Raw genomic sequence first — 9,725 nt, 5'->3', positions numbered from 1 at the left:
CACCTGACCCCATGCCGAACTCAGAAGTGAAACGCCGTAGCGCCGATGGTAGTGTGGGGTCTCCCCATGTGAGAGTAGGGAACTGCCAGGCATCAAATTGCAGTAAGCCGGGGTGACAACCGGTGGTTATAAAGCGAAGAAATTCGGTGGAGCGGTAGTTCAGTCGGTTAGAATACCTGCCTGTCACGCAGGGGGTCGCGGGTTCGAGTCCCGTCCGTTCCGCCACTTATTAAGAGCCCTGAGCATTTGCTCAGGGCTTTTTTGTTTGATCTGTTCTCTATTATTGCTAATTCAGCAAAAATCCTCTGCATTAATCGCTCTTTTTCTCCTCCACACCATCAGCCATAATTTCATCCGTTAACCGAAATGAAGAAATAACGAGGAAAATCATGGTAATCCCTGCATTTGGTCTTGGCACCTTCCGTCTGAAAGATGATGTTGTTATCGCATCCGTAAAAACCGCGCTGGAGCTGGGCTATCGTGCTATCGACACCGCGCAAATCTATGACAACGAAGCCGCGGTGGGTCAGGCCATCGCCGAAAGCGGCGTGCCGCGTGATGAGCTGTTCATCACGACCAAAATCTGGATCGAAAACCTGAGCAAAGACAAACTCATCGCCAGCCTGAAAGAGAGCCTGCAGAAGCTGCGCACTGACTATGTTGATCTCACGCTGATCCACTGGCCGTCACCGAACGATGCGGTAGCTGTTGAAGAGTTTATGGCAGCCCTGATGGAAGCGAAGAAGCTGGGGCTGACCCGTCAGATCGGTATCTCCAACTTCACTATTCCACTGATGGAGCGCGCGATTGCCGCCGTTGGCGCTGAGAATATCGCGACTAACCAGATTGAGCTCTCGCCGTATCTGCAAAACCGTAAAGTGGTCGATTGGGCGCGTGAGCACGGCATCCATATCACCTCTTACATGACGCTGGCCTACGGTAAGGCGCTGAAAGATGAAGTGATTGCCCGCATCGCGGCGAAACATGGTGCGACCCCAGCGCAGGTTATTCTGGCATGGGCAATGGGCGAAGGCTATGCGGTTATCCCATCGTCCACCAAACGTGACAATCTGGCCAGCAACCTGAAAGCGCAGGATCTGCAGCTGGATGATGAAGATCGTAAAGCGATCGCCGCACTCGACTGCAACGATCGTCTGGTGAGTCCGGAAGGTCTGGCTCCACAGTGGGATTAATCTCCCGCTTTCGGCATGCCGTTCGCACTGCCGTCTGAGACGATATTACGACAGCTCCTTCGGGAGCTGTTTGACGTGCTCACTTAGAAAGTCAATAAATGCCCTGATGCGCGTGCTGACCGCCCGGTCGCTGTAGTACACCGCACTGAATGGCATCTCCACCGGCAAGCGTTTGTCGGCAAGTAACTCCACAAACTCCCCACGGCCAATCTCTTTATCCACCATATAATCCGACAAACAGGCTATGCCGTTACCGGTCAGGCACAGCTGCTTGAGCGTTTCGCCGCTATTGGAGGACACCGCCGATTCGATCTCTAACAGCTGACCATCGCAACAGGAGACAGGCCAGGTATTCAGCGATACCGGCTCGGTGAACCCGAGGCAGTGATGCTGTTTCAGATCTGACGGATGCTGCGGCATACCGTAGCGCGCGACATAGTCTGGCGAGGCGACGATCTTACGATAGCTGGTAAATAGCGGTCGGGCGCGCAGGCTGGAATCCGTTAAGGTCCCGGCCCGAATGGCCACATCCACTTTTCGTTCAATCAAGTTAATAAACGTCTCTGAAGAGACGAGCGACAGCGTCATTTCCGGGTAGCGCTCGCGAAATGGCTTCACCAGCGGCATGAGAAAATGCAGCATCACCGGCGTCGCGGCATCCACCCGCAGCAGGCCCCGCGGCGTTGTGCGCGTTTCCAGCAGGTCATTCTCTGCTGCCGCCATTTCCTGCAAGACCACCTGCATCCGGCGAAAATAGCGCTCGCCTTCCTCCGTCAGACTGAGCTGGCGGGTGGTCCGATTGAGCAGGCTTACGCCTAGCTTTGATTCCAGCTTCTTGACCGCCCGGCTGACGGCAGAGTTGGCCTGTCCGAGCTGCTCGGCCGCCCGGCTGAAACTTCCGCTTTCCACCACCGCCACAAAGATGGCGATCTCCTCTGATGTGGCTCTCATTATTGCACCTGTAGCAAAATTCTATTGATACTTTGATAGTTTTTGTTATTTATACAACCCTTCATACTACGTGTCATCTTAATCCTGATGCTACGGAGTAAATTATGCCACTGGCGCTATTTGCCTTAACTATCGGTGCCTTCGCAATTGGCACCACTGAATTTGTGATTGTCGGCCTGGTCCCGACTATCGCGCAACAACTCTCTATCTCTCTGCCTTCGGCGGGACTGCTGGTCTCTATCTACGCGCTGGGCGTGGCGATTGGCGCTCCGGTGCTGACGGCGTTAACGGGGCGTATGCCGCGTAAACAGCTGCTGCTGGCGTTGATGGTCCTGTTTACGGCGGGTAATGTGCTGGCCTGGCAGGCCCCGGGCTATGAAACGCTGATCCTGGCGCGATTGCTGACCGGTCTGGCACACGGCGTGTTCTTCTCTATTGGCTCGACAATCGCCACCAGCCTGGTGGCAAAAGAGAAAGCCGCCTCAGCTATCGCTATTATGTTCGGCGGCCTGACGGTCGCGCTGGTCACCGGGGTGCCGTTCGGGACTTTCATCGGTCAGCATTTTGGCTGGCGGGAAACGTTCCTCGCGGTATCGATTCTGGGCGTGATTGCGCTTATCAGCAGTCTGCTTCTGGTACCGAATAATATTCCGGGCCGCGCCAGCGCCAGCCTGCGCGATCAGATGAAAGTCTTAACTCATCCTCGCCTGCTGATGATCTACGCCATTACTGCGCTGGGCTATGGCGGCGTATTTACCGCCTTTACTTTTCTTGCTCCGATGATGCAGGAGCTGGCCGGTTTCAGTCCGTCTGCGGTTAGCTGGATCCTGTTGGGCTACGGTGTCTCGGTCGCTATTGGCAATATGTGGGGAGGCAAACTGGCCGATAAGCATGGCGCCGTCTCCGCGCTGAAGTTTATCTTCGCCGCGCTGGTTGTGCTGCTGCTGGTCTTCCAGTTGACCGCCAGCATCCACTATGCTGCGCTGGCAACGGTGCTGGTAATGGGTATTTTCGCCTTCGGCAACGTGCCGGGTCTGCAGGTATACGTGGTGCAAAAAGCCGAACAGTATACGCCTGGCGCCGTCGACGTCGCTTCCGGCCTGAATATTGCCGCCTTCAATATTGGTATTGCGCTGGGGTCCATCGTCGGTGGGCAGACAGTTGAACGGTATGGTCTGGCGCAGACGCCTTGGATTGGTGCGGTGATTGTGCTGGTCGCCCTGCTGTTGGTGATGCTGAGCGGTCGTTTAGATAAATCGCCGCGTCGTTCGACAGCGGTTTCTCTCGAAGGCTAGGGTTTATCGCAAATTGCATTGAAAGTGGATGGGAAAATCCCTATAACAGAAGAACCAGTCGTTGTTGGGCTGGTTTCTGTTATTGAGGATTGATGCCCAAATTGCGAAAGAATACCTATGCCATGCGCTACGTCGCCGGACAACCTGCGGAGAGGATATTGCCTCCGGGGGCGTTTGCGGGCGTCAGTCCGGTTTATCCTGCCGGCACGCCGTTAAGCAGCGATGAAAAGATCCGCGTGCTGGTATGGAATATCTTCAAGCAGCAGCGCGCAGAGTGGCAGTCGGTCCTCAAAAATTTCGGCAAAGATGCGCATTTGGTCCTGTTGCAGGAGGCGCAAACCACCCCAGAACTGGTCAGGTTCGCGACTTCTAACTATCTGGCCGCCGATCAGGTGCCGGCGCTGGTATTGCCGCAGCATCCTTCCGGCGTGATGACGCTGGCCTCCGCTCACCCCATCTATTGCTGTCCGTTGCGCGAGCGCGAGCCTATTTTGCGATTGCCGAAATCGGCCTTAGTGACCGTTTATCCGCTGCCCGATGCGCGGCTGCTGATGGTGGTCAACATCCATGCGGTCAACTTTAGCCTTGGCGTCGATGTCTACAGCAAGCAGTTGCTGCCGATCGGCGATCAGATCGCCCATCACAGCGGGCCGGTGATTATGGCCGGGGACTTCAATGCCTGGAGCCGGCCGCGAATGAACGCGCTGTACCGCTTTGCGCGTGAGATGTCGTTACGCGAAGTTCGTTTCTCTGACGATCAGCGCCGCCGTGCGTTTGGTCGTCCGCTCGATTTTGTGTTCTATCGTGGGTTAAGCGTGCACGATGCTTCCGTGCTGGTGACCCGCGCCTCCGATCACAACCCGCTACTAGTCGAATTCAGTCCCGGCAAGCCTGATTAATTTAAGGTATGTCAGGCCTGCCATCGGGCAGGTCTGCGTTCAGCACGATGCTGCCCTAAATTACTCACACAACCGAAGGACAACACAATGACAACACGCTCTCACCATGACAACGTCGAAAAGCAGTTCGGCTCCCAGGCCAGCGCCTATTTGACCAGCGCCGTGCACGCCTCCGGGCGCGATCTGCAGCGGCTGGCTGAACGGCTGGCCGATTTCCCTCAGGCGAAAGTGCTGGATATGGGCTGCGGGGCAGGGCACGCCAGCTTTACCGCGGCGGGACAGGTTGCCGAGGTGACCGCCTATGATTTATCAAGCCAGATGCTGGAAGTGGTTACCGCGGCGGCAAAAGAGAAAGGCTTTAGCAATATCGTGACCCAGCAGGGATATGCTGAAACGCTGCCGTTCGCTGATGCCAGCTTTGATGTGGTGATTAGCCGCTACTCCGCGCACCACTGGCATGATGTCGGCCAGGCGCTGCGTGAGGTGAAACGTGTTCTCAAGCCGGGCGGGGTGATGATCATAATGGACGTGATGTCGCCGGGTCATCCGGTACGTGATGTCTGGTTGCAGACCGTGGAAGCGCTGCGCGATACCTCGCACGTGCGTAATTATTCCAGCGGCGAGTGGCTGGCGCTGGCCAATGACGCAGGCCTGGTGATTAATCATTTATCGACCGATCGCCTGCCGCTGGAGTTCAGCTCATGGGTGGCGCGGATGCGCACCCCAGAGGCGCTGGTAGAAGCGATTCGCTTATATCAGCAGAGCGCTTCGGCGGAGGTCAAAGCCTACTTCGAATTACAGCAGGACGGGTCGTTTACCAGCGATACCATCCTGTTCGAAGCGCATAAAGCGGTTTAATACGGGCAACAAAAAAGGCACCGGGGGAAGTCGGTGCCTTTTTATCGAACCCTGACGTATCAGGACTCTGGTCGATCGCTGTTTTTCACAAACAGCGTTAGCTGATCGCCAGGCCGCAGATTGTCGGTATCGCTGTTCCAGCGCATCACGTCGCGAATATTAACACCGTGACGCTTGGCGATGCTCGACAGCGAATCACCTTTGCGAACACGATAGGTGATGCTATCGCTGTTGTTCGCCAGGCGCTGTGCGCTGCTACCTGCGCCGACAACCAGACTCTGCCCGACTTTTAACCCTGAACCGCGCAGATTGTTCCACTGCTGCAAATCCCGGGTCGTGACGCCGAGACGCGAAGCAATCCCGGAAATCGTGTCGCCAGAGCGTACCTTATAGCTACGGCTGGTCAGCGGCGTATTGTCCGCGAGCTGCGTTGGCTGCACGGCGGCAATGTCGCCAGAGGCCAGCGATTCACGCAGCTGAGCGGCGTGCTTCTGCGGCACCATGACGTACTTTGGCCCGCTAGCGCCCAGCGTTGACCCCTTTACGCCAGCGTTGAAGGTTTTCAGTTTGCTGACCGGCATTCCTGCCATGTCCGCGAGCTGAGAAATATCAACCGGGCTGTCGAGGCGAACGCGCGCCAGCGCACGGCTTTCATCGGCCGTAGGCAGCTTTACGCCGTAACGCTTGCTGTTTTTGAGAATGTCGCTCAACGCCAGCATTTTCGGTACGTAGATTTTCGTTTCATGCGGCAGAGACAGCGACCAGAAATCGGTGGGTTTACCACGCGAACGGTTCGCTTTTACTGCCTTCATGACCCGACCTTCGCCGCTGTTATAGGCTGCGACCGTTAATAACCAGTCGCCGTCGAACATTTTGTTCAGACGTTGCATCATGTTCAGCGCCGCGGTAGTAGATGCGACGACGTCACGACGCGCATCGTAACTGCGGGTCTGTTTTAAACCATAATTGCGCCCTGTGCTCGGAATGATCTGCCAAATGCCTGCGGCATTGGCGCCAGACGTCGCGTGTGGGTCAAAAGCGCTCTCCACTATGGGTAGTAATACCAGTTCCATTGGCATGTTACGTTTCTTAACCTGCCCGGCTATCCAGTACATATACGGCTCTGCCCGTAAAGTTACATCGTGGAGATAGCTCTTATTTCTTAAGTACTTCTGTTTCTGTTCGCGAATCCGGGGATTATCCGGTATTCCCATCTTTAGCTCGTCGCCTATGGAAGTCCACAGATCCTGGTCTTGCGCGTAGAAGGTTCCATCATCTAACCAGCGCGCTTGACTTGTGAACTTACCTGCTTCCCCTTGACCAGCCGCAGAAAGGCTCTGTGCTCGCTGTTCGACGGTGCCATCGTGCTTAGACGCCTGGCACCCCACCAGCAGGACAGAGGCGAGTAATATCGCTCGTGCCTTCATGTGTGTGTCAATAGTTGCTTAAAAGACGACCAAGGATAACGGCGAAGTTGGCCGATGACAAGAATTAAATATCAGAAGTCGTCTTTCTTTGACCTTAACCATGCAAATCGCGCCACAGAGTGTTGCAAATTTGTTTCTTGGTTAATTTTATTAATTAAATCAATATCATTTGCGCGTAAAAATAAATTTATACGACGCTCATTTTTCAGAGTTACGGGTAGTGTTTTTTGTTTTTTTGCACGTAACTCATTAACTTTATGATAGTAATCGTTTATGTCCCTATCATCTGGCAGGATACTCAATGCAAACTTCATATTCGCTAACGTATATTCATGTGCGCAACATATGAGGGTTTCTTCAGGAAGGGCGTTAATTTTCATAAATGATTGATACATCTGCTCTGCAGTACCTTCGAAGAGCCTTCCGCAGCCGCCGGAGAACATTGTGTCGCCACAGAACAGATAAGGTTCGCTGTAGTAACAGATATGTCCTAATGTGTGACCTGGCGTAGAGAAAATGGAAAAATCGTGCCCGAGAATTGACAGCCGATCGCCATCGCCTACCACCTGAGTGACTCCCTTATCCTGGGTTTCCGCCGGCCCGTAAACCACTATAGAAGGGAATTTTTCACGTAATTGTTTTACGCCGCCGACGTGATCCTGATGGTGATGGGTTAGTAAAATGGCTTCGGGCTGCCATTGGTTTTCCTCAATGGCCGCCAGAACCGGCGCGGCTTCGCCTGGGTCAACGATGATGCAGCGGCCGTTATTCTCACTGAGAACCCAGATGTAGTTGTCCTGAAACGCGGGAATACTGATAAGATTCATAAATTACCTCTAAAGCGTAGCGGAAGGTGGCAATGAAGCCGGCAAGGATACCTCACACAGTGACAGCGCCTGAGCATTGGTCCAGTATGCCGTGGGGCGAATACTATCGCGAAACGCTGGAGCAGCAGATGAAACCGTGGCTGGCTAAATTATATGGCTTTCATCTGCTTAAGATTGGCAATCTGAGCGCGGAAATCAATACTGAAGCTTGCGCCATCTCGCACCAGGTCAATGTCTCGCTGGCAGGAAATCCGATGCAGGTTCGGGCCGATCCGCTGCATTTACCCTTTGCCGAAAAGTCCGTCGACGCCTGCCTGCTGGCGCACACCCTGCCGTGGTGTAGCGATCCGCATCGTCTGCTGCGGGAAGCCGACCGTGTACTGATCGATGATGGCTGGATGATCCTGACCGGGTTTAATCCGGTCAGCCTGATGGGGTTGCGTAAGCTGGTGCCGCTCCTGCGCAACGGTACGCCTTATAATAGCCGTATGTTTACGCTGATGCGCCAGCTGGACTGGCTGTCGCTACTCAACTTTGAAGTGCTGCACTATGGGCGTTATCAGGTTTTACCCTGGTCGCGCCACGGCGGCAAACTGCTGAGCACCCATCTGCCAGCGCTGGGCTGTTTGCAATTGATTGTCGCCCGCAAACGGACCATTCCGCTGACGCTCAATCCGATGAAATCCGGTAAAGCGAAAACCCAGCTGCGGCCGGCAGTCGGCGCCACCCGGCAGTGGCGCAAGGGGCAGAATTAGCTCTCCGGCTGGTAGCCGATGTCGTCCTGAGTGGGATGGGAGGCCGCCGCGCGGGCCAGCTCGTCGCAGCGTTCGTTTTCTGGATGGCCGGCGTGGCCCTTCACCCACTCCCATTTGATCTTATGCTGGCCAAGCGCAGCATCCAGCCGCTGCCAGAGGTCGACATTCTTTACCGGTTTTTTCTCTGCCGTTTTCCAGCCGCGCTTTTTCCAGTTGTGGATCCACTGGGTGATCCCCTGGCGGACATACTGGCTGTCGGTGCTGAGCACCACCTCACAATGCTCTTTTAACGCCTCGAGAGCGACGATTGCCGCCATCAGTTCCATGCGGTTATTGGTGGTCAGACGGTAGCCGGCGCTAAAGGTTTTTTCGTGCTGGCGGTAGCGCATGATGGCGCCGTAACCGCCGGGTCCTGGATTTCCCAGGCAAGAGCCGTCGGTGAAAATTTCTACCTGTTTGAGCATCTCTGGTAGACTTCCTGTAATTGAAATCGATTTGTAAACGATAAGTCTGACATAAATGACCGCTATGAGCACTGCAATTACGCGCCAGATTGTTCTCGATACCGAAACCACCGGTATGAACCAGATCGGGGCGCACTACGAAGGACACAAGATCATTGAGATCGGCGCGGTGGAGGTGATCAACCGCCGCCTGACCGGTAACAATTTCCATGTCTATCTGAAGCCCGATCGGCTGGTGGATCCTGAAGCATTCGGCGTGCACGGGATCGCCGATGAGTTCCTGCTGGACAAACCCACCTTTGCCGACGTGGCTGATGAGTTTATGGATTACATCCGCGGCGCGGAGCTGGTGATCCATAACGCCTCGTTCGATATCGGCTTTATGGATTATGAGTTCGGTAAGCTGAACCGCGGCATTGGAAAAACCGAGACCTTTTGTAAAATCACCGACAGCCTGGCGCTGGCGCGGAAAATGTTCCCCGGCAAGCGCAACAGTCTGGATGCGTTATGTTCGCGTTACGAAATAGATAACAGCAAGCGTACGCTGCACGGGGCATTACTCGATGCCCAGATCCTTGCCGATGTCTATTTGATGATGACCGGCGGCCAGACGTCGATGGCGTTCTCTATGGAAGGCGAAAGCCAGCAGCAGGCGGGAGAGATGGGCATTCAGCGCGTCGTCCGCGCCGCCAGCCAGTTACGGGTGGTTTATGCCTCTGATGAAGAACTGGTGAACCATGAATCCCGCCTCGATCTGGTACAAAAGAAAGGCGGAAGCTGCCTGTGGCGTGCCTGATAACCACTAAAATGGATTAAAAGTAGGCGGTTGGGCGATTTTTGCAGCAAACGATTCAAAACGGTAGAAAAAGCGTTGACGGGGTAGAGGGGAATCCGTAATATTCGCCTCGTTCCCAACGGAACAACAACGCGGAGCGGTAGTTCAGTCGGTTAGAATACCTGCCTGTCACGCAGGGGGTCGCGGGTTCGAGTCCCGTCCGTTCCGCCACTATTCAGAAAGCCTGAATCAGCAATGATTCAGGCTTTCGTCGTTTTCGT

Annotated in this window: 10 protein-coding genes, 2 tRNA genes and 1 rRNA gene; 9 read left to right on the top strand and 4 right to left on the bottom strand. The window is 54.8% G+C overall.

Going from position 1 to position 9,725, the window contains the following annotated elements; genetic code table 11:
* From rrf to dkgB, 3 genes are all read left to right on the top strand, one after another.
* Positions 1 to 91: ribosomal RNA gene (gene rrf, locus CW267_RS28860) — 5S ribosomal RNA — on the top strand; the annotation flags it as partial.
* Between the two features lie 57 nt (positions 92 to 148).
* Positions 149 to 225 (top strand) — tRNA-Asp (locus tag CW267_RS28855).
* A 164-nt stretch (positions 226 to 389) separates the two neighbouring features.
* A complete protein-coding gene (gene dkgB, locus CW267_RS28850; protein ID WP_047665881.1) occupies positions 390 to 1,193 on the top strand; it encodes a 2,5-didehydrogluconate reductase DkgB in 804 nt (267 codons plus the stop codon).
* Between the two features lie 45 nt (positions 1,194 to 1,238).
* Here the strand turns inward: dkgB and yafC are convergent, their stop codons facing one another.
* Entirely contained in the window at positions 1,239 to 2,144 is a 906-nt protein-coding gene (gene yafC, locus CW267_RS28845; RefSeq protein WP_012968896.1) for a DNA-binding transcriptional regulator YafC, read from the bottom strand.
* Between the two features lie 104 nt (positions 2,145 to 2,248).
* Between yafC and CW267_RS28840 the strand changes: the two genes are divergently transcribed.
* The 3 genes from CW267_RS28840 to CW267_RS28830 all read left to right on the top strand — a co-directional run bounded on the left by CW267_RS28840 (position 2,249) and on the right by CW267_RS28830 (position 5,196).
* Complete coding sequence (locus CW267_RS28840; RefSeq protein WP_023339614.1) at positions 2,249 to 3,439, top strand: MFS transporter; 1,191 nt, start codon at positions 2,249 to 2,251, stop codon at positions 3,437 to 3,439.
* Between the two features lie 101 nt (positions 3,440 to 3,540).
* Complete coding sequence (locus CW267_RS28835) at positions 3,541 to 4,338, top strand: endonuclease/exonuclease/phosphatase family protein (protein WP_002889629.1); 798 nt, start codon at positions 3,541 to 3,543, stop codon at positions 4,336 to 4,338.
* 87 nt (positions 4,339 to 4,425) lie between these two features.
* The gene (locus tag CW267_RS28830) at positions 4,426 to 5,196 is read left to right on the top strand and encodes a class I SAM-dependent methyltransferase (protein WP_008805251.1); all 771 of its coding nucleotides are present in this window, start codon (positions 4,426 to 4,428) and stop codon (positions 5,194 to 5,196) included.
* Positions 5,197 to 5,255: 59 nt separating this feature from the next.
* Here CW267_RS28830 and mltD read toward each other — a convergent pair whose 3' ends face one another.
* Both mltD and gloB read right to left on the bottom strand, forming a co-directional pair.
* Positions 5,256 to 6,623 (bottom strand): murein transglycosylase D, encoded by a 1,368-nt coding sequence (mltD, locus tag CW267_RS28825; RefSeq protein ID WP_100781133.1) that lies wholly within the window; start codon positions 6,621 to 6,623, stop codon positions 5,256 to 5,258.
* Between the two features lie 71 nt (positions 6,624 to 6,694).
* Complete coding sequence (gene gloB / locus CW267_RS28820; protein ID WP_039102871.1) at positions 6,695 to 7,450, bottom strand: hydroxyacylglutathione hydrolase; 756 nt, start codon at positions 7,448 to 7,450, stop codon at positions 6,695 to 6,697.
* Between the two features lie 32 nt (positions 7,451 to 7,482).
* On the opposite strand from gloB, the gene CW267_RS28815 reads away from it, so the two are divergent.
* Positions 7,483 to 8,205, top strand: a complete 723-nt coding sequence (locus CW267_RS28815) for a class I SAM-dependent methyltransferase (RefSeq protein ID WP_012968892.1) — start codon at positions 7,483 to 7,485, stop codon at positions 8,203 to 8,205.
* Here the strand turns inward: CW267_RS28815 and rnhA are convergent.
* Positions 8,202 to 8,669, bottom strand: a complete 468-nt coding sequence (gene rnhA, locus CW267_RS28810) for a ribonuclease HI (protein ID WP_004204620.1) — start codon at positions 8,667 to 8,669, stop codon at positions 8,202 to 8,204. The two genes, CW267_RS28815 and rnhA, sit on opposite strands and share 4 nt — an antisense overlap.
* A 64-nt stretch (positions 8,670 to 8,733) precedes the next feature.
* Here rnhA and dnaQ point away from each other — a divergent pair, with 64 nt between their 5' ends.
* On the top strand, positions 8,734 to 9,465 hold the full coding sequence (gene dnaQ / locus CW267_RS28805; protein WP_004204621.1) for a DNA polymerase III subunit epsilon: 732 nt from the start codon (positions 8,734 to 8,736) through the stop codon (positions 9,463 to 9,465).
* A gap of 133 nt (positions 9,466 to 9,598) precedes the next feature.
* Positions 9,599 to 9,675, top strand: a tRNA-Asp gene (locus CW267_RS28800).
* The last annotated feature ends 50 nt before the right edge of the window (positions 9,676 to 9,725 follow it).

This window comes from Klebsiella sp. X1-16S-Nf21 (genome assembly GCF_002837615.1).
GTDB lineage: Bacteria > Pseudomonadota > Gammaproteobacteria > Enterobacterales > Enterobacteriaceae > Klebsiella > Klebsiella variicola.
Note: the sequence above shows the minus strand (reverse complement) of the source record. Positions and strands in the feature narration are given on the sequence as shown.

Bases quoted from the DNA above. Each gene is read 5' to 3' on its own strand.
- yafC (WP_012968896.1), bottom strand. From the start codon at position 2,144: ATGAGAGCCACATCAGAGGAGATCGCCATCTTTGTGGCGGTGGTGGAA.
- gloB (WP_039102871.1), bottom strand. From the start codon at position 7,450: ATGAATCTTATCAGTATTCCCGCGTTTCAGGACAACTACATCTGGGTT.
- rnhA (WP_004204620.1), bottom strand. From the start codon at position 8,669: ATGCTCAAACAGGTAGAAATTTTCACCGACGGCTCTTGCCTGGGAAAT.
- CW267_RS28815 (WP_012968892.1), top strand. From the start codon at position 7,483: ATGAAGCCGGCAAGGATACCTCACACAGTGACAGCGCCTGAGCATTGG.
- CW267_RS28830 (WP_008805251.1), top strand. From the start codon at position 4,426: ATGACAACACGCTCTCACCATGACAACGTCGAAAAGCAGTTCGGCTCC.
- mltD (WP_100781133.1), bottom strand. From the start codon at position 6,623: ATGAAGGCACGAGCGATATTACTCGCCTCTGTCCTGCTGGTGGGGTGC.
- dnaQ (WP_004204621.1), top strand. From the start codon at position 8,734: ATGAGCACTGCAATTACGCGCCAGATTGTTCTCGATACCGAAACCACC.
- dkgB (WP_047665881.1), top strand. From the start codon at position 390: ATGGTAATCCCTGCATTTGGTCTTGGCACCTTCCGTCTGAAAGATGAT.
- CW267_RS28840 (WP_023339614.1), top strand. From the start codon at position 2,249: ATGCCACTGGCGCTATTTGCCTTAACTATCGGTGCCTTCGCAATTGGC.